The organism is Oerskovia sp. NPDC060338, from assembly GCF_042726295.1.
GTDB lineage: Bacteria > Actinomycetota > Actinomycetes > Actinomycetales > Cellulomonadaceae > Oerskovia > Oerskovia merdavium.
On sequence record NZ_JBHXCQ010000005.1, the window covers coordinates 87,733 to 106,711 of the forward strand.

Below are 18,979 nucleotides of genomic sequence, written 5' to 3' on the forward strand. Positions count from 1 at the left end.
GCCGGGAGCCACCGGCGATGGGCAGAGCGGAAGAGGGCGCATGCAGGTCACCGTGGTCGTGCCGACGTTCAACGAGGGGCCGAACGTCGAGGAGCTCGTCGGGCGGCTCGCCGTCGCGGTCGAGGGGATCGACGCGGAGGTGCTTTTCGTCGACGACTCGACGGACGACACGCCCGCGGTGGTCGACCGCGTGGCCGAGGCCTCGACCCTGCCGGTCCGCCTGCTCCGTCGCGACGAGCCGGTCGGTGGTCTGAGCGGGGCGGTCGTCGAGGGCTTGGGGCAGGCGCGCGGGGAGTGGGTCGTGGTCATGGACGGCGACCTGCAGCATCCGCCGGAGATGGTGCCGGTCCTGCTCGAGACGGCGGCGTCCACGGGCGCGGACCTCGTGGTGGCCTCGCGGTACACGGGCAACGGCGACGCAGGTGGGCTCGACGGGAGGTGGCGGCACCTCGTCTCGTCGGCGTCCTCGTTGCTCGCTCGCTCGATGTTCCCGGTGCGGCTGCGCAACGTGACCGACCCCATGACGGGGTTCTTCGCGGTGCGTACGGCCGCGATCGACGTCGCGGCGCTGCGGCCGCGGGGGTTCAAGATCCTGCTGGAGATCCTGGCGCGCAACAAGGTCGAGGTCGTCGAGGAACCGTTCGTGTTCGGGGAGCGGTTCGCGGGGGAGTCCAAGGCGACGTTCGCGAACGGGCTGCGGTACCTGCAGCAGCTCACCGCGCTGCGGTTCGGGCGGATGTCCACGTTCGCGCTCGTCGGTGCGTTCGGGGCCGTGCTGAACCTGGCGATCATGTGGGGTCTCGAGCAGTTCGGGGTGCACTACATGCCCGCCGCGGTGGTCTCGGCGGCCGTCACGATCGTGACGAACTTCCTGCTGCTCGAGCACTTCGTGTTCCACGACCTGCGCGACGAGGGGCGCAACGTGTGGAAACGTGCCGCGCAGTCGTTCACGTTCAACGGCATCGAGGCCGCGGTACGTCTGCCGTTCCTGCACTGGCTCGTGGTCCTGACGGGCATGCCGCCGGTCCTCGCCCAGGCGTTGACCCTGGTGGTCGCGTTCCTGCTGCGCTTCGTCTTCCACGCCCAGGTCGTCTACCGGCCCCGCAAGAGCGAGCCCGCGCCCGTCGTCCCGCTCACGGGGGAGAAGGCGGCCCCCGCGGCCGACGAGGACTAGGCGCCCGCTCAGGCGGTGCGCACGGGCGCGCCCGCCGTGGGACCCGGACCGCGAGGGCCGGCACGGCTGTCATGATGGTCGCCGCGGCCGGCCCCCGGCCGCGGCGACCTGAGGAGGGCCACCAGCATGGGCATCGTCGACAACGCGGTCTACGTCGACGGGCGGCGCACGGCCAACCCGTCGAGCCTCGACGAGACGTTCGAGACCATGCGTGAGCGGCACGGGCTCGCATGGGTCGGTCTGTACCGGCCGAGCGAGGCCGAGATCCGCGCGGTCGCCGAGGAGCTCTCGCTGCACCACCTCGCGGTCGACGACGCGATCGCAGCCCATCAGCGCCCCAAGCTCGAGCGCTACGACGACAACCTCTTCGTGGTCCTGCGCCCGGCCCGCTATCTCGATGCCGAGGAGCGGGTCGAGTTCGGTGAGCTGCACGTCTTCGTGGGCCCAGACTTCGTCGTCACGGTCCGGCACGCCGAGTCGCCGGACGTGGGGGCCGTCCGCCGTCGGCTCGAGTCGACGCCCGAGCTCCTGCGGCTCGGTCCCGAGGCCATCCTCTACGCGGTGCTCGACCAGGTCGTCGACGAGTACGCCCCCGTGGTCGCGGGGCTGCAGAACGACATCGACGAGATCGAGGACCAGCTCTTCAGCGGGGACCCGGCCGTCTCTCGGCGCATCTACGAGCTCTCGCGCGAGGTCATCGCCTTCCAGCGGGCCACCCATCCCGTCGTGGGCATCCTCCAGTCGCTCGAGCGCGGCTCGGAGAAGTACGGCGTCGACATCGAGCTCCAGCGCAACCTGCGCGACGTGCTCGACCACTCGCTGCGCCTCGCCGAGCAGGCCGACTCGTTCCGGGTCCTCCTGCAGAACGCGCTCATGGTCCAGGCCACGCTCGTGGCCCAGCACCAGAACGAGGAGATGCGCCGACTGTCGGAGACGAGCCTCGCCCAGGGCGAGGAGGTCAAGAAGATCTCGTCCTGGGCGGCGATCCTCTTCGCACCCACGCTCGTCGGCACGATCTACGGCATGAACTTCGAGCGCATGCCCGAGCTCGGTTGGGGCCTCGGCTACCCGGCGGCGGTCGCGGCCATGGTCGCCATGGGGTTCGCGCTCTACCTGATCTTCAAGCGCCACAAGTGGCTCTGACCCGCTCCGGCGGGCTGCACCCCGCTCCGACAGGGCAGAACCTGCGCTGACGGGCACAATCGACGGGTGAGCACCTCTGCCGACGACGGCGCCCCCGCGACCGGACCCGACCGCCCACCGGGCGCTCCGTCGTCGGGCACCGTGACCGCCGGTCACCGCGGGCTGAGCGCCCAGGAGGTGGCCGCGCGCGTCGAGGCCGGGCAGACCAACCGCACCTCGCAGGCGACCTCGCGCTCGCTGAGCGCGATCCTGCGGTCCAACGTCTTCACGCTCTTCAACCTGATCCTCGCGATCGCCGTGACCCTCGTGCTCCTCACGGGCCGCTGGCCCGACGCGGTCTTCGGGTTCGTCGTGGTCATCAACGCGGGGATCGGGATCGTCACCGAGTACCGCGCCAAGCGGACCCTCGACCGGCTCTCGATCCTCACCGCCCCCTCGGCGCGCGTCGTGCGTGACGGGACCGAGCAGGAGGTCGCGCTCGACGAGGTGGTGCTCGACGACGTGATGCTCGTGAGCATCGGCGACCAGGTGCCGGCCGACGCCCAGGTCCTCGAGGCCACGGGGCTCGAGGTCGACGAGTCCATGCTCACGGGCGAGTCGCGCCCCGTGCACAAGGCGGTCGGCGACGAGGTGCTCTCGGGCTCGTCCGTGGTGGCGGGGCACGCGGTGTGCCGTGTGGTCCGCGTGGGCGAGGCCGGGTACGCGCAGCGCATCACGGCCGAGGCCAAGAAGTTCTCGGTCGTGCGCTCGGAGCTGCGCGAGGGGGTCGACAAGATCCTCAAGGTCGTCTCGATCGGGATCGTGCCCATCTCGCTCCTGCTGTTCTGGAGCCAGCTCTACTACACGGGCGGCGTGCGCGAGTCGATCGCCGACGGGACGTGGCGCGACGGCGTGGTCGCGGCCGTGGCGGGCGTCGTCGGGATGATCCCCGAGGGGCTCGTGCTGCTGACCTCGCTCAACTTCGCCATCGCCGCGATGCTCCTCGCGCGCCAGGAGGTCCTGGTCCAGGAGCTGCCCGCGGTCGAGATCCTCGCGCGCGTCGACGTGCTGTGCCTCGACAAGACCGGCACCATCACCGACGGGCACGTGGCACTGGACGAGCTGCGCGCGCTCGCGCACGTCGAGGGCGCCCGGGAGGCGCTCGCGGCCGTCGCGGCCGACCCCGAGGGCAACGCGACGTCGCAGGCTCTCGCCGAGGGGCTCACGGACGTCGAGGCCGCAGCGGCGCTCGACTCGGTCCCGTTCTCCTCGGCCCGCAAGTGGAGCGCGCTGCGCACGGGCGCGGGCGCGTTCGTGCTGGGCGCCCCCGAGATCCTGCTCGCGGGGCGTGCGGACGCCCCCGCGACCGCGGCGCTCGCGGAGGTCCGCGAGGCTGCCGACACCGGCGCGCGCGTGGTCCTGCTCGCGCACGCCCCGTCCGGGCTCCCGGCGACCGAGGCGCCGCTCCCGGACGACCTGGTGCCCGCGCTGCTCGCGGTGCTGGGCGAGCGCATCCGCCCCGACGCGGCCCAGACCCTCGAGTACTTCCGGCGTCAGGGCGTCCGGGCCAAGGTCATCTCGGGCGACAACCCGGACACGGTCGCGGCCATCGCGACCAAGGTCGCGCTGCACGGCGACGGCGAACGGGTCGAGGGCTTCGACGCGCGCCGGCTCCCCGAGGACCCTGCCGAGCTCGCCGAGGTCGTCGACGCGCACGACGTCTACGGGCGCGTGACGCCCGAGCAGAAGCGCGCGATCGTGCACGCGCTCCAGTCGCGCGGCCACGTGGTCGGCATGACGGGCGACGGCGTCAACGACGCCCTGGCGCTCAAGGACGCCGACCTCGGGATCGCGATGGGCAACGGTGCCCCGGCGACCAAGGCCGTCGCCCGGGTCGTGCTGGTCGACGGGCGGTTCGCGACGCTGCCCGGCGTCCTGGGGCAGGGGCGGCGGGTCATGGCCAACATGGAGCGGGTCGCGAGCCTGTTCCTCGCGAAGACGACGTACGCGGCGATCCTCGCGGTGGCCGTGGTGCTGCTCGTGTGGCCCTACCCGTTCCTGCCGCGCCACATGACCATCGCCGGCTCGCTGACGATCGGCATCCCGGCGTTCTTCCTCGCTCTGCCGCCCAACAACCGGCGCTACGTCGCGGGCTTCCTGCGCCGGGTGCTGAGCTTCGCGATCCCCGCGGGGGTCGTGATCGGGGCGGTCATCCTGCTCGTCTACGGGTACCTGCGGCCGCTCGTGGGGACGGGCGACGCACGCTCGGCCTCGACGCTCGTGCTGATCGGCGTCTCGCTGTGGGTCGTGGGCATCCAGGCGAGGCCGCTCAACGGGTGGAAGCTTCTCCTGATCGCGGCGCTCGCGGCGTGCGCGGCGCTCGCCGTGGCGGTCCCGTGGGTCCGGGACTTCTTCGCGCTGCAGGTTCCGACGGCGCAGGAGGCCGTGGTCATCACCGTCGCCGTGCTCGTGGGCTGGGCCGCGATCGAGGCCGTGTACCGGTTCCTGGTCCCGTGGCTCCTGCGGTGGCACCGCGCGTGAATATCTTGACGTCAAGATAAATGCGGTATGCTGTGTGTCGGCGGCATTTCGGTGCGTCGCCCGGCCCGGCGTACGCTGGGCAAAGCCCCCAGAACCATCTTGATCGTCATCCGACGACCTGCCACGTCGGGCGTGCGACGTGGGCCACAGAGCCCGCGCGGTGCCCCAGGCGAGGTGGTCGTCACCCACCCTCGCCAGGTAGAAGGAGCAACCGTGAGCAGCGTCGACACGTTCGGGTCGAAGGGAACACTGGAGGTCGGTGAGAACTCGTACGAGATCTTCCGCCTCTCCGCGGTAGAAGGCGCCGAGCGCCTCCCGTACAGCTTGAAGATCCTCGCCGAGAACCTCCTGCGCACCGAGGACGGCGCGAACATCACCGCGGACCACGTGCGCGCGATCGCCGCCTGGGACCCGGACGCTCAGCCTGACACCGAGATCCAGTTCACGCCGGGTCGCGTCATCATGCAGGACTTCACGGGCGTCCCGTGCGTCGTGGACCTCGCGACCATGCGCGAGGCCGTCGCGGACCTCGGTGGCGACCCGTCGCGCATCAACCCGCTCGCTCCCGCCGAGATGGTCATCGACCACTCGGTGCAGATCGACGTCGCGGGTCGCCGCGACGCGTTCGAGCGCAACGTCGAGTTCGAGTACCAGCGCAACCACGAGCGCTACCAGTTCCTGCGCTGGGGCCAGACGGCGTTCGACGACTTCAAGGTCGTCCCCCCGGGCACCGGCATCGTCCACCAGGTCAACATCGAGTTCCTGGCGCGCACCATCATGACGCGCGAGGTCGGCGGTGTGCTCCGTGCGTACCCCGACACGTGCGTCGGCACCGACTCGCACACGACCATGGTCAACGGCCTGGGCGTGCTCGGCTGGGGCGTGGGCGGCATCGAGGCCGAGGCAGCGATGCTCGGCCAGCCCGTCTCGATGCTCATCCCGCGCGTCGTCGGCTTCAAGCTCAGCGGCCAGATCCCCTCGGGCGTCACGGCGACCGACGTGGTCCTCACGATCACGCAGATGCTGCGCCAGCACGGCGTCGTCGGCAAGTTCGTCGAGTTCTACGGCGCCGGTGTCGCGGCCGTGCCGCTGGCCAACCGCGCCACGATCGGCAATATGAGCCCCGAGTTCGGCTCGACCGCCGCGATCTTCCCGATCGACTCGGTCACGGTCGACTACCTGCGCCTGACGGGTCGTTCCGAGGAGCAGCTCGCGCTCGTCGAGGCCTACGCCAAGGAGCAGGGCCTCTGGCTCGACCCGACCGACCCGAGCTACGTCGAGCCGGTCTTCTCCGAGTACCTCGAGCTCGACCTCTCGACGGTCGTCCCCTCGATCGCCGGTCCCAAGCGCCCCCAGGACCGCATCGAGCTGTCGAACGCCAAGTCGGCCTTCGCCCGCGACCTGCCGACGTACGCCCCCGAGGTCGTCGACGTGGTCGACGAGGCCGAGAAGGAGTCCTTCCCGGCCTCCGACTCGCCCGCGATCCACGCCAACGGGCGCCGGACCGTCCCGGTCACGGACACCAACGGCAAGCAGTTCGACCTGTTCCACGGCGCGGTCGCGATCGCCTCGATCACGTCGTGCACCAACACGTCGAACCCGTCCGTGATGCTCGCCGCGGCGCTGCTCGCGAAGAAGGCCGTCGAGAAGGGCCTGGAGGCCAAGCCGTGGGTCAAGACCTCCATGGCACCGGGCTCGCAGGTCGTCACGAACTACTACGAGAAGGCGGGCCTGTGGCCCTACCTCGAGAAGCTCGGCTTCCACCTCGTGGGCTACGGCTGCGCGACCTGCATCGGTAACTCGGGCCCGCTCGACGAGAAGGTCTCCGAGGCCGTCAACGAGCACGACCTGTCGGTCGTCTCGGTGCTCTCGGGCAACCGCAACTTCGAGGGTCGCATCAACCCCGACGTCAAGATGAACTACCTGGCCTCCCCGCCGCTGGTCATCGCGTACGCCCTCGCGGGCACCATGGAGTTCGACTTCGAGCACGACCCGCTGGGACGCAACGAGGACGGCTCGCCGATCTTCCTGCGCGACATCTGGCCCACGCCGGAAGAGGTCCAGGCGACGATCGACTCCTCGATCGACCGTGCGATGTTCACCAAGGACTACGCGGACGTCTTCACGGGTGACGAGCGCTGGCGTGCCCTGTCGACCCCCGAGGGCAACACGTTCGAGTGGGACGAGCAGTCCACCTACGTCCGCAAGCCCCCGTACTTCGAGGGCATGTCGGCGCAGCCGTCGCCGGTCACCGACATCTCGGGTGCCCGCGTGCTGGCGAAGCTGGGCGACTCGGTCACGACCGACCACATCAGCCCTGCCGGGTCCATCAAGGCGGACTCGCCGGCCGGTGTGTACCTGGCCGAGCACGGCGTCGAGCGTCGCGACTTCAACTCCTACGGCTCGCGCCGCGGGAACCACGAGGTCATGATCCGCGGCACGTTCGCGAACATCCGTCTGCGCAACCAGCTCCTCGACAACGTCGAGGGCGGCTTCACGTTCAACTTCGTGAAGAACGCTCAGGACACGATCTACGACGCCGCCCAGGAATACGCCGCGGCCGGCACGCCGCTCGTGATCCTCGGTGGCAAGGAGTACGGCTCCGGGTCGTCGCGCGACTGGGCCGCCAAGGGCACCGCGCTCCTGGGCGTCAAGGCCGTCATCACCGAGAGCTTCGAGCGCATCCACCGCTCGAACCTGATCGGCATGGGCGTCCTGCCGCTGCAGTTCCCGGCCGGGGAGTCCGCGGGCTCGCTGGGCCTGGACGGCACCGAGACGTTCGACATCTCGGGCGTCACGGCGCTCAACGAGGGCACGACGCCCTCGACGGTCAAGGTCACCGCGACCAAGACCGACGGCACCTCGGTCGAGTTCGACGCGGTCGTCCGCATCGACACCCCCGGAGAGGCCGACTACTACCGCAACGGCGGCATCCTGCAGTACGTGCTGCGCTCGCTCGTCAACGACTGACGAGCGTCCGCCGCGGGGGCGGCGTCGTCGGGCCCGGGTACTCCCCGGCTGCCCGACGGCGCCGCGCACCCCGCCCAGGACGTACGACGACGGGGCGTCCCACCTTCGGGTGGGGCGCCCCGTCGTCGTGCTCCGGTCAGGACGAGGACTCGCGCGCCCGCTGCGTGAACGTGCCCGCGGTCACGGCCTCGTAGGAGCGGCGCACGATCTCCTCCAGGACGTCGAGATCATTCGTCGACAGGTCCTTGAGGTACACGCACACGAGGCTCGTGGTGTGCGGGCCGAGGCGCTCCAGCAGGTCCTGGTGAGCGGCCGTCCCGTCGGGCAGGTAGACCGTCGACGCGGCCTTGCGCGGCGAGAACCCGGCCGCTCCCGCGTCGCCCTGCCGCCCGCTCGCGTACTCGTAGTGGTACTGGCCGAACCCGATGATCGACGGCCCCCACATCACGGGCGGTTCGCCCGTGACGCGCTGCATGAGGGCCAGGAGCGTGTCCGCGTCGCGGCGCCGGACCTTGTGGGTGACGGTCGCGAGGAAGGCGTCCACGTCGCCGTCGTGCGGGCGGGTCTTGTTGGTCGAGGTCATGCACCATGATGGCTGACGCCTGGGTTTCGTGAGCAGGGGCGCCCGGCGCCGATCTCTCAGACGCGAGAACCGACCAACAAGTCCGTTTGGGCCGGTTTGCCTAGTATTAGGCTAAATGCTAGTTTCGCACGGCGGAGCAGAGTTGCTCGGCCAACGGTGAGACTGACCGACAGGGAGACGAGAGATGCGGCACGCGAAGAAGCTGGCCTCAGTGGCAATTGGTGCGTTCCTGGTGATCTCCATGGGAGTGAGCGCTGCGAGCGCTGCCTCGGTGACCACAGCAGGAGCGAAGGTGGAGGATCGTCGGCAGTACTGGAGCGGGCCCAAGGAGTGGCGCCACGAGCTCAAGGTTACCGACACCGCCGGTGACGGCCATTTCGTGAGCGGTCCGTGGGAGAGCAATCTGGGATCGAGCGGTTCGGTGACGAACAAGGGCGGCGACTTCACGGCGACCACCTGGGTGTCGGTGACCCGCCACGCAGAGAAGGTCTCACGGATCAAGGCGTGCCGTTCGAACACCGGACTCAAGCCGATGACCTGCTCGTCGTGGAAGGACACGGGGTACTGATCGTTGTTTCCCGTCGGGGCGAAGGCGCCCCCGACGGGTCGAGCCGGATGAGCCTCTTGAATCACGAAAGAAGGAATCGCGTGCCGAGCAGGAAGAATCTTGTCGCAGTCGCCGTTGGCGTCGTCCTTGCCGCAGGTATGGGGGTGAGTTCGGCGCACGCCGTCTCGATCTCGACTGCTGGAGCAAGAGCGGAGCACGTCGGGTCGTCCGGGGGAGCCCAGTGGCACAGCGTCTACGCGCACGACACCGTCAAGGACGGGAAGTTCGTCAGTGCCCCGTGGCGGAGCAGCTACGGATCGAAGGGTTCCGTCGTCAACAAGTCCGGAGACATGACGAGCATCGTTCGAAGCGTGACGAACGGTGGTGAAAAGGTGACCCACATCAGCGCCTGTCGATCCAACGGCGGTATCAAGCCGATGACCTGCTCGGCCGAGAAGAAGACTGGCTGGTAGAGGGTGAGAACTGAGGGTAGGGGGTCGTCGTGATCGCGCTCGACGTCCAGGGGCTCTCGGCGGAGCTCGGCGGACGTCCGGTCCTGCGTACCGTGGACGTGCAGGTCGCTCGGGGAGAGTCGGTAGCGATCGTCGGACCCTCGGGGACGGGGAAGACGACCCTGCTGAACTGCGTCCTCGGCACGGTCCGGCCGCTGTCCGGCCGCGCTCTCGTCGCGGGCCACGACGTCACCAGGCTCAGCCGGTCGAGGTTGGCCCGGCTCCGCGCGGAGCATCTGGGCGTCGTCTTCCAGCACGGCGAGCTGCTGGGGGAGCTGACCCCGGTCGAGAACGTCGCACTCCCTGCCCTCATCGTCGGTCGTCCGCGCGAACAGGCTGTCGCGCGGGCGACCGAGCTGCTGGAAGCCTTCGGTGTGCCCACCGACCGCGAGGCCACCGACCACCTCTCCGGTGGGGAGCGTCAGCGCACCGCCCTGGCCCGTGCGCTCGTCAACGAACCGACGCTCGTCCTCGCGGACGAGCCCACGGGCTCGCTCGACCCGGCGATCCGGGACCGCGTCGCCGACATCCTGTTCGACACGCCCGCGCGCTGGAACTGCGGGCTCCTCGTCGTGACGCACGATCCGCTGGTCAGTGCGCGTGCGGACCGCGTCGTCCACCTGGAGCGCACCCTTGCCGTCGACGAGGTTCACGCGTGACCGCACTGCGCGTCGTCGGGGCCTCTCTCCGGCGGGCTTCACGCTTCGAGCCGTTGCGCAGCGCGGTCCTGGCCGCGGGAGTCGCGGCCTTCGTGCTCAGCGTGGTCTCGCTGGCGATCACGACGGCGACGTACGCCGGGTGGGACTCGAGGGCCGAGGAACGCGCGGGGCGGATGGCCGCGCTCTTTCCCGACGAGGAACCCCGAGCGCTGTGGCGGCACGGTTTCGACCTGGTGGACGGCAGGCAGGTCGACGTCGTCTATCTCGCGCCTCTCGTCGAGGAGCCGCCGGTTCCTCCGGGGCTCACGCGATGGCCGAGAGCGGGCGAGGCCTTCCTGTCCCCTGCCGTCGCGGAGGCGCTCGGGGCGTCGGTCGGGGACCAGACGCGGCACGGCACGATGATCGGTCTCGTCGATCGAGATGGGCTCGTGGAACGTGGCGAGGGCCTGGTCTACGTCGGCGCCGAGGGTCGTCTCGCTCCGGAGTCCGCGGAGCTGATCACAGGCTTCGGCAGCGACCGGTTCGAACAGCCCCGGGCGATCGCCGACCGACGACCGTTGGCGACCTTCCTCGGCGTCCAGATCGCGCTCCTGGTCGTTCCTGCGACGTGGCTCCTGTTCACCGGGATCCGCATCGGGGCCGTCCAACGGGCGCGCAGGGTCCGGATCGTCACGACGCTGGGCATGCGGCCGCGGCAGGTGCGAGCGCTGCTGTGGGGCGAGTCGAGGTCCCCGTGGGGGCTCGGTGCGCTCGTCGCGCTCCTCTGCACAGCGCTGCTTCTGGTCGTCGACGTGGCCCTGCCAGGGGCGTCTCTCGCCGTGGATGCGCAGGACGTCAGGTCCGGAGGTGTGCTCGTCGTCGTGGCGTTCGTCGCCGCCCTCGCCCTGAGTGCCTGGGCCTGCTCGTCGCGTGTCGGCCTGAAGGCCGAGCGGCGCAGAGACCGTCGCCGGTCGTCGTCAGGGCCGTCGTGGTTGGCGCGGACCCTGGCCGTCGCCCGCGTCGCCCGGGGTGGTCTGTCGCTCGTGCTCGCAGCGATCACGGTGATCGGCCAGAACATCGCGGTGGGTGAGGGGCGGGTGGACCTCGTGCCGATGATCGCCCTCGTGGGGACGACCCTGACGTTGGCGGCGTTGCCGGCGGACGCCGTCGTGTGGATCGAGCTGTACGCCCGTCGCCGCCGCGACGTGGCGTGGCGTGCGGGAGACGCGGCCGGTCTCACCGGGGCGGCACAGCTGCTCTCGCGGCCGCGACCTGCCGCACGGTTCGGGGCCACCGCGGCGATCATCGTCGTCATCGTCACGGTGACCAGCGGCTTGCTCACGACGCTGGGGCAGGATGCGGCTCAGGCGCTGGCGGTGCAGCGACACCTCGGCGGCTCGGTGGCGACGATCCAGACCTTTCGACAAGCCGGGGCCGAGTCGAGGGAGCTCACCCTCGACGCCCTGCGGCGTGACTACGTCGTGGCCGCGATCCAGCCGGACGGGGAGGGGATGTCGGTCGTGGCGCCGCGTGGCGAGGACGTCGAGACCTTCGTCCCGGACGGCCGACCGCCGGCATGGCTCGCCTACGTCGCGGGGACGGAGGTCGGGCACCGCGTCGACGAGATCGAGGACGGCCCGGAGGCCACGGTGCTCGTCACCCGTCGAGATGGTTCCTCGATCGACATGGAGGAGCTGCGCGACCAGCTCGGATCGCTGAGCGTCCCGATGTGGCAGGCCGAGCTCCCAGGGGAGGGCTTCGTCGTCGGGACGGCGTCGTCCCTGCACCAGATGCGATGGCTCACCTGGTTCGGTTCGATCGGCCTGGTCCTGACGTTGGTCGCCCTCTGGTCCAACTACTCGAACGAGCTGTTGCGGGCGGTTAGGTCGCTGCTCGCGATCCAGATGTTGGCCCCGAGCGACGCGTTCGTCAAGAGGGTTCTCGCGGCGCGGATCGTCGCGCCGGTCGCTGTCGCCGTGGTCGGAGGTGGTGTCCTTGCGCTGATCCTCTCGATCCCTCCGGTCCCGGGAGAGACGACGAACCTGCCCTACGGGATCGTCCTCGCGTGTGTCCTGGCATCGTTCGTGACGGGCGTGATCGCGTGGAGCGTGACCTGGCGGGCCTGTGTCCGCGGCGCCCGTTCCATGTCGCTCGGAGTGCCCGAGGAGTAGGTGTCTGCCCGTCGGCGGCCCACAAGCTGCCGACGGCGCGGTCAGTCGTCGCCGAGCACCTGCGCGAGCGTGTGCGCGGCCAGGCCGGCGAACGCCGGGTCGTCGTCGGAGTGAGCGGCGAACGCCGAGCCGAGGACCAGCGCCCAGGCGCGCGCGCGGGCCCAGGTCGCGTCGTCGGTCCCGCAGCGGGCGGTCACGGCCTCGCGGAACGTGCGGCGACCCACGGCGTCGAACGTGATCCACGCGGTCGCGAGGTCGGTGGCCGGGTCGCCGCTCGTCATGTCCCCGAAGTCGACCACCGCGCCGAGCCGGTGGTCGCGGGGCGCGAGCACGAGGTTCGCCGGGTGCAGGTCGCCGTGCAGCCACGCCGCGGGCCCGTCCCAGGCGGGGACCTCGACGAGGCGGGACCACAGGTCGAGGAGAGAGCCGTCGTCGGGCACATGGCCCGACGCGAGGCGCTCCCGGACCGACGCGTCGCGCGCGGCCAGCGGGACGCCCCGGAAGGGGTTCACGGGCGCCTCGGGCGGCGCGGGGACGTGCAGGGCGGCGAGGAAGGCGGCGAGGTCGACGGCGAACGCGCGGCGCAGCGCGGGATCGATCTCGAGGGCGCTCAGCCCGTCGAACCACGGGACGACGCTCCAGGCCCAGGGGAAGAAGGGATCGGCGCACGGGGTCCCCACGCGCACGGGTGCCGGGACGGGCAGGGGGAGGCGCGGCGCGAGGCCTGGCAGCCACTCCTGCTCGTGCGCCACGAGCCCGGCCGCGGCCTCACGGCGCGGAACCCGCACGGCCAGGTCGTCACCCAGGCGCAGCACGACGTTGTCCCAGCCGTTCGCGACGACGACCAGGGGCAGGGATGCCAGGTCGGGGTGCTGGGCCGCGAGCAGCGAACGCACGAGGTCGACGGTCACGTCGACCTCCGCGGCAGGCCGCAGCGCCACTAGACCGGCACCTCGACCGTGCGCGTCGCGTCCCACGGCTCTGCCCAGCCGAGCCGGTCCAGGAGCGCGTCGAGGATCGCACCCGTGAACCCCCACACGAGGTGCTCGCGCCCGTCCGCGGCCACCAGGAATGCGGGGCTCTTGTGCGTGCTGCGTCCCCGGTGCACGACGGCGGTGCGCCGGTTCGCAGGGTCCGTCAGGTCGGCGACGGGCACCCGGAAGACGTGCGCCGACTCGGCCGAGTCGACGACCGCGACCGGTGTGGGCCGCGCCCACCACGCGACCACCGGTGTCACGAGGTGGTTGCTCACGGGCAGGGGGAGCGGGAACAGGGCGCCCAGGACCTCGACGCCGTCGCGGTCCAGGCCCGTCTCCTCGACCGCCTCCCGGAGCGCTGCGTCGACCAGATCCGTGTCCGTGTCGTCGAGCCGTCCCCCGGGGAACGAGACCTGGCCCGGGTGGTGGCTGAGCGTCGAGGCGCGTGCGAGGAGCAGCACGTCGAGGTCGGCAGGCACGGGGGAGGCCGGCGCGTCGTCCGTCGCGTCCCGACCGGACACGCTCCGGGACGCCAGGACGTCGTCGAGCACGCCGAACAGGACCAGGACCGCGGCCTGCCGCACGCGAGACTCGTCGAGCGTGCCGATCGCGTAGCGCCACGGACGCGGCCACGGCGAACCGTCCTGGGCGAGGGCCGCGAGCTCGGTGCGCGCCGAGCCCGCCGAGGGGGGGACGGTCACCAGCCCGCGGGCAGCGGGCGCCCCTCCTCGTAGCCGGCCGCGGACTGGATGCCCACCACGGCCCGCTCGGCGAACTCGGTGAGCGAGGCCGCACCCGCGTACGTGCACGAGCTGCGCAGGCCCGCGGTGATCTCGTCGATCAGGTCCTCGACGCCCGGGCGGGCCGGGTCGAGGTACATGCGCGAGGACGAGATGCCCTCCTCGTACAGGCCCTTGCGGGCCTGCTCGAACGGCGAGCCGCCCGCGCCACGAGCGGCGACCGCGCGCGCCGAGGCCATGCCGAACGACTCCTTGTAGAGGCGACCCGTGCCGTCGTCGTGCAGGTCGCCCGGGGACTCGTGCGTCCCGGCGAACCACGAGCCGATCATGACCTGGGACGCGCCCGCCGCGAGGGCCAGGGCGACGTCGCGCGGGTGCCGCACCCCGCCGTCGGCCCACACGTGCTTGCCCAGCTCGCGTGCCGCGGCCGCGCACTCGAGGACCGCGGAGAACTGGGGACGGCCCACGGCCGTCATCATGCGCGTGGTGCACATGGCGCCCGGACCGACGCCGACCTTGACGATGTCCGCGCCCGCGGCCACGAGGTCGCGCACGCCCTCGGCCGTCACGACGTTGCCCGCGACGATCGGGACCTGCGGGTCCAGGGACCGCACGGCCTCCAGGGCCTGGAGCATCTTGACCTGGTGGCCGTGGGCAGTGTCGACCACGAGCACGTCCACGCCCGCGGCGAGGAGCTCTGCCGCCTTGGCCTTGACGTCGCCGTTGATGCCCACGGCCGCCGCGATGCGCAGGCGGCCCTGGGCGTCCAGGGCGGGGGAGTAGACGCTCGATCGCAGCGCACCGCGACGCGTCAGGACGCCCACGAGGCGCCCGTCGCGCACGACCGGGGCGACCTTGCGCCGCGAGCGGTGCAGTTCGTCGAACGCGGCCTGCAGACCGCCAGGACCTGACACGACCGACGCGTCGACGGTCTGGGGCTGCGCGGACATGACCTGCTGGACCTGCGTGAAGCGGTCGACGCCCAGGCAGTCGGCCTCGGTCACGACCCCCACGGGCCGGTCGCCGTCGAGCACCACGGCCGCGCCGTGCGACCGCTTGCCGATCAGCGTCAGCGCGGTGTGCACGGTGTCCGTGGGGGAGACCACGACCGGGGTCTCGATGACCGGGTCCTTGCCCTTGACGTCGGCGACCACGTCCGCGACGACGTCGGTCGGCACGTCCTGCGGGATCACGACGATCCCTCCGCGTCGCGCGACGGTCTCGGCCATGCGGCGGCCCGCGACCGCGGTCATGTTGGCCACGACGAGGGGGATCGTGGTGCCCGTGCCGTCGTCGGACGCGAGGTCGACGTCGAAGCGCGAGGTGATCTCGGAGCGGGACGGGACGAGGAACACGTCGCCGTAGGTCAGGTCTGTGGTGGGCTGCTGGCCCGGCAGGAAGCGCACCTCCTCAGTCTACGGAGGCGATCGGCCGGGCGAGGGCGGATCGGGTGCCCAGCGCGTGCAGAGGTCGTGATCGGGCCTCTCCGGGCGCGAGCACCCGTCCGGACGGCCTAGAGTTGTCGGGCTAGTCGAATGGCAGGCGGAACGGAGCGGTTATGACCCTGTTGAGCAGCATCACGTCACCGGAGGACCTCCGGCGGCTGACCCCCCAGCAGGTGGAGACCCTCGCAGCGGAGATCCGCGAGTTCCTCGTCTCCGCCGTGTCCCGCACGGGCGGGCACCTCGGACCGAACCTCGGCGTCGTCGAGCTCACGCTCGCGATGCACCGCGTCTTCGACTCGCCCAAGGACTCGTTCGTGTTCGACACGGGCCACCAGGCCTACGTGCACAAGCTCCTCACGGGCCGCCAGGACTTCTCCGCGCTGCGCAAGCGCGACGGCATGTCCGGGTACCCGAGCCGCGCCGAGTCCCCGCACGACATCGTCGAGAACTCGCACGCGTCGACCGCGCTGAGCTGGGGCGACGGGATCGCCAAGGCCAACGTCGTGCGCGGCCTGCGGGACCGGCACGTCGTCTCGGTCATCGGCGACGGCGCGCTCACGGGCGGCATGGCCTGGGAGGCGCTCAACAACATCGCCGAGAGCCAGGACCGGCGCCTGGTGATCGTCGTCAACGACAACGGCCGCTCCTACTCGCCGACCATCGGCGGCATGGCGCACCACCTGTCGACGCTGCGCACCACGCGCGGCTACGAGAACTTCCTCGACTGGGGCAAGCGCACGCTCTCGCGCTCGGGCGCCCCCGGCCGGTTCGCGTACGAGTGGCTGCACGGGCTCAAGAAGGGCCTCAAGGACGTCGTCGCGCCCCAGGGCATGTTCGAGGACCTGGGCATCAAGTACGTGGGCCCGGTCGACGGCCACGACATCGAGGCGCTCGAGCACGCGTTCGTCCGCGCCCGCTCGTACGGGGCTCCCGTGATCGTGCACGTCATCACCGAGAAGGGCCGCGGCTACACCCCGGCCGAGCAGGACGTCGCGGACCGCTTCCACGCGGTGGGGCAGATCCACCCGGAGACCGGCCTGCCCGTCGCGCCCTCGCGCTTCGGCTGGACCTCGGTGTTCGCGGACGAGATCGTCAAGATCGGGCGCCGGCGCACCGACGTCGTCGCGATCACCGCGGCCATGCTGCACCCCGTGGGCCTCGCGCCCTTCGCCGAGGCGTTCCCCGAGCGCACGTTCGACGTGGGCATCGCCGAGCAGCACGCCGCGACGTCGGCCGCGGGCATGGCCTTCGCGGGCCTGCACCCGGTCGTCGCGGTCTACGCGACGTTCCTCAACCGCGCGTTCGACCAGGTCCTCATGGACGTGGCCCTGCACAAGGCCGGCGTGACGTTCGTGCTGGACCGCGCCGGGATCACGGGCGAGGACGGCGCGAGCCACAACGGCATGTGGGACATGGCCATGCTGCGCATCGTGCCGGGCCTGCACCTGGCTGCCCCGCGCGACGAGGCCACGCTGCGCGAGGCCCTGCGCCACGCGGTCGACATCGACGACGCCCCCTCGGTCGTGCGCTACCCCAAGGGCGCGGTCGTCGCGCCCATCCCCGCGATCGAGACGCTCGACGGCGTCGACGTGGTCGCGCGCCACGACGCCGCACCGGCCAAGAAGACCAAGGCCGCGGCCGCGGCGACCCGCAAGGTCCTGCTCGTGGGCGTCGGCTCCATGACGGGCACCGCCATGGCCGCGGGCAAGGCGCTCGCGGCCCACGGCGTCGAGGTCACGGTCGCGTCCCCGACCTGGGTCCTGCCGCTGCCCTCGGCGCTCGTCAAGCTCGCGGGCGAGCACGACCTGGTGGTCACGATCGAGGACGGCATCGCCGACGGCGGCGTGGGCTCGCTCCTGGGACAGCGCGCGGTCGAGGCCGGGATCACCGTCCCCGTGGTCCCGCTGGGTCTGCCCACGGTCTTCCTGGAACACATGACGATCGACCAGGTGAAGACGACGCACCGCCTCACGGCGCAGGACGTCACGCGCGACGCGCTCACGGCGCTCGCGCTGCTCTGACCGAGCGGGTCGAGACGAGGACGGGGCACGGACCGCGCGGTCCGTGCCCCGTCCTGCGTCCTGGGTCGACTCGGCCTTGGGCCCGGCTGGGCCGGCTGGCCCCGGCTGGGCCGGGTCGCGCAGCGCCTCAGACGAGCGTCGCCTCGGCGGCCCGCTCGATCACGGCGCGCAGGTCGCCCGACGCGGCGAACCACGCCCGCTGGCGTCCCGCGCCACCGCCCGTCGACCACAGCCGCCCGAGGAGCTCGGTCACGGCGTCGAGGTCGCCCGCGTCGACGAGCGCCTCGCGCACGTGCGCGACGAGCTGCCCGACGACGTCGTGCGCGGTCGCGGGCCTCCACGTGAGCGGCGAGACGAGGTCTCCGGCGATCCCGGAGCGCCCGGCCCGCCAGGACGCGGTGCGCAGGAGCTCGGGGTGCAGCATGGGCGCCGCCGTGCCCGCGTCCGCCTCGCGGGCCGCGGTCTCCACGAGCCCGCGGGCCAGGGCTGCGAGCAGGGTCGCGGTGTCCGCGTCGAGGCACACGTCCGCGACGCGGATCTCGACCGTCGGGTAGGACGCCGAGAGCCGGGCGTCGAAGTAGATCATCGCGGTGTCGAGGATGGTCCCGGTGCCGACCAGCGCGTCGACCGTGGCGCGGTACGCCTCGGGAGTGCCGAACGAGGGCGCGGGGCCCGCCGTCGGCCACCGTGACCACACCTGGGAGCGGAAGCTCGCGTAACCGCTGTCCTCGCCCTGCCAGTAGGGCGAGTTGGCGCTCAGGGCGAGCAGCGGGGCGAGCCAGGGGCCGATCCGGTCGAGGACCGCGACGCCCTCTGCGTCCGAGCCGACCGCGACATGGACGTGGCAGCCGCCCGTGAGCTGCTCGCGTGCCGTGAGGCCGAACGCGGCGCGCGCCTCGAGGTAGCGGAGCTTCCCGACGGTCGTGGGGGACACGGGCACGGGTGAGGTGCCGAGCGCGACGATGCGCGCGTCGCGCTGCTCGGCGGCCTTGTTGGCCCGCGCGCGCCCGTCGCGGATCTCCTGGGCGAGGTCCGACAGGTCGGCGCACGGGTGGGTGCCGGTCTCGAGCTGTTCCTCCATGAGCTCGAGCTCGAGTTCCCCGCCGGGAGCGTCGCCGGGCCGGTCCGGCCCCGAGCCGCCCGATGCTCCGAGCCCCGCCTGGGTGGGCTCGCTCGTGCTCGCGGCCTCGATGACCTCGGCGGCGACGGCGGTCGGGACGCCGTCCGGTCCGATGAGGAGGAACTCCTCCTCGACTCCCATGGTTCGCATCGAGGCAGTCTCACACGCGCCGGGGTCACCTCGCACGCAGGGGGCCCGACGGCGTCGCGCGCCCTGGCCGGGAGGGTGACGCTGGGGCGCGGGGGAGGGCCCGGCGCCGATACCGAGAATGGTCGGTGCGGAAATGCCGCGTCGGTGTTCTCTCCGTATCGTGGGTGCTCGTGGCGACGTGGCGGACGAAAGTGCTCGAGGTGCATTCCGCAAGGGACTTTGGTCCCGAGTAGTCACTTGTCGAACGCCCAAGGAAGGGTCATGTGAA

Annotated in this window: 14 protein-coding genes; 9 read left to right on the plus strand and 5 right to left on the minus strand. The window is 71.6% G+C overall.

The window, feature by feature from the left end; genetic code table 11:
• Nucleotides 1-40 precede the first annotated feature (40 nt).
• From ACFWGN_RS07780 to acnA, 4 genes are all read left to right on the plus strand, one after another.
• The gene (locus ACFWGN_RS07780; protein ID WP_377616393.1) at nucleotides 41-1,174 is read left to right on the plus strand and encodes a glycosyltransferase; all 1,134 of its coding nucleotides are present in this window, start codon (nucleotides 41-43) and stop codon (nucleotides 1,172-1,174) included.
• Between the two features lie 126 nt (nucleotides 1,175-1,300).
• Entirely contained in the window at nucleotides 1,301-2,317 is a 1,017-nt protein-coding gene (locus ACFWGN_RS07785; RefSeq protein WP_056650144.1) for a magnesium and cobalt transport protein CorA, read from the plus strand.
• A 66-nt stretch (nucleotides 2,318-2,383) separates the two neighbouring features.
• Complete coding sequence (locus tag ACFWGN_RS07790) at nucleotides 2,384-4,837, plus strand: HAD-IC family P-type ATPase (RefSeq protein WP_377616394.1); 2,454 nt, start codon at nucleotides 2,384-2,386, stop codon at nucleotides 4,835-4,837.
• Nucleotides 4,838-5,050: 213 nt separating this feature from the next.
• On the plus strand, nucleotides 5,051-7,807 hold the full coding sequence (gene acnA, locus ACFWGN_RS07795) for an aconitate hydratase AcnA (RefSeq protein ID WP_377616395.1): 2,757 nt from the start codon (nucleotides 5,051-5,053) through the stop codon (nucleotides 7,805-7,807).
• A gap of 136 nt (nucleotides 7,808-7,943) precedes the next feature.
• On the opposite strand, the gene ACFWGN_RS07800 is transcribed toward acnA, so the two are convergent.
• Nucleotides 7,944-8,390 carry a DUF1801 domain-containing protein gene (locus ACFWGN_RS07800; protein ID WP_377616396.1) on the minus strand — a complete coding sequence of 149 codons (447 nt, stop codon included), beginning with the start codon at nucleotides 8,388-8,390 and terminating at the stop codon, nucleotides 7,944-7,946.
• A gap of 184 nt (nucleotides 8,391-8,574) precedes the next feature.
• Between ACFWGN_RS07800 and ACFWGN_RS07805 the strand changes: the two genes are divergently transcribed.
• From ACFWGN_RS07805 to ACFWGN_RS07820, 4 genes are read left to right on the plus strand one after another with little or no spacing between them, the layout of a single operon-like run.
• Nucleotides 8,575-8,958, plus strand: coding sequence for a hypothetical protein (locus ACFWGN_RS07805; RefSeq protein WP_191805002.1), 384 nt, complete (start codon nucleotides 8,575-8,577; stop codon nucleotides 8,956-8,958).
• Nucleotides 8,895-9,410, plus strand: coding sequence for a hypothetical protein (locus tag ACFWGN_RS07810; RefSeq protein WP_377616397.1), 516 nt, complete (start codon nucleotides 8,895-8,897; stop codon nucleotides 9,408-9,410). Before ACFWGN_RS07805 ends, ACFWGN_RS07810 begins: the two co-directional genes overlap by 64 nt.
• Before the next feature lie 29 nt (nucleotides 9,411-9,439).
• On the plus strand, nucleotides 9,440-10,108 hold the full coding sequence (locus ACFWGN_RS07815; RefSeq protein ID WP_377616398.1) for an ABC transporter ATP-binding protein: 669 nt from the start codon (nucleotides 9,440-9,442) through the stop codon (nucleotides 10,106-10,108).
• The gene (locus ACFWGN_RS07820) at nucleotides 10,105-12,258 is read left to right on the plus strand and encodes a hypothetical protein (protein ID WP_377616399.1); all 2,154 of its coding nucleotides are present in this window, start codon (nucleotides 10,105-10,107) and stop codon (nucleotides 12,256-12,258) included. Before ACFWGN_RS07815 ends, ACFWGN_RS07820 begins: the two co-directional genes overlap by 4 nt.
• A 41-nt stretch (nucleotides 12,259-12,299) precedes the next feature.
• Here the strand turns inward: ACFWGN_RS07820 and ACFWGN_RS07825 are convergent, their stop codons facing one another.
• From ACFWGN_RS07825 to ACFWGN_RS07835, 3 genes are read right to left on the minus strand one after another with little or no spacing between them, the layout of a single operon-like run.
• The gene (locus ACFWGN_RS07825) at nucleotides 12,300-13,169 is read right to left on the minus strand and encodes an aminoglycoside phosphotransferase family protein (protein WP_377616401.1); all 870 of its coding nucleotides are present in this window, start codon (nucleotides 13,167-13,169) and stop codon (nucleotides 12,300-12,302) included.
• Nucleotides 13,170-13,198: 29 nt separating this feature from the next.
• Nucleotides 13,199-13,936, minus strand: coding sequence for an NUDIX hydrolase (locus ACFWGN_RS07830; RefSeq protein ID WP_377616403.1), 738 nt, complete (start codon nucleotides 13,934-13,936; stop codon nucleotides 13,199-13,201).
• Complete coding sequence (locus ACFWGN_RS07835; RefSeq protein WP_377616405.1) at nucleotides 13,933-15,381, minus strand: GuaB1 family IMP dehydrogenase-related protein; 1,449 nt, start codon at nucleotides 15,379-15,381, stop codon at nucleotides 13,933-13,935. The genes ACFWGN_RS07830 and ACFWGN_RS07835 overlap by 4 nt, the downstream gene beginning before the upstream one ends.
• A gap of 152 nt (nucleotides 15,382-15,533) precedes the next feature.
• On the opposite strand from ACFWGN_RS07835, the gene dxs reads away from it, so the two are divergent.
• Nucleotides 15,534-17,441 carry a 1-deoxy-D-xylulose-5-phosphate synthase gene (dxs, locus tag ACFWGN_RS07840; protein WP_377616406.1) on the plus strand — a complete coding sequence of 636 codons (1,908 nt, stop codon included), beginning with the start codon at nucleotides 15,534-15,536 and terminating at the stop codon, nucleotides 17,439-17,441.
• Between the two features lie 127 nt (nucleotides 17,442-17,568).
• On the opposite strand, the gene ACFWGN_RS07845 is transcribed toward dxs, so the two are convergent.
• The gene (locus tag ACFWGN_RS07845) at nucleotides 17,569-18,711 is read right to left on the minus strand and encodes a glutamate--cysteine ligase (protein ID WP_377616407.1); all 1,143 of its coding nucleotides are present in this window, start codon (nucleotides 18,709-18,711) and stop codon (nucleotides 17,569-17,571) included.
• Nucleotides 18,712-18,979: the final 268 nt, after the last annotated feature.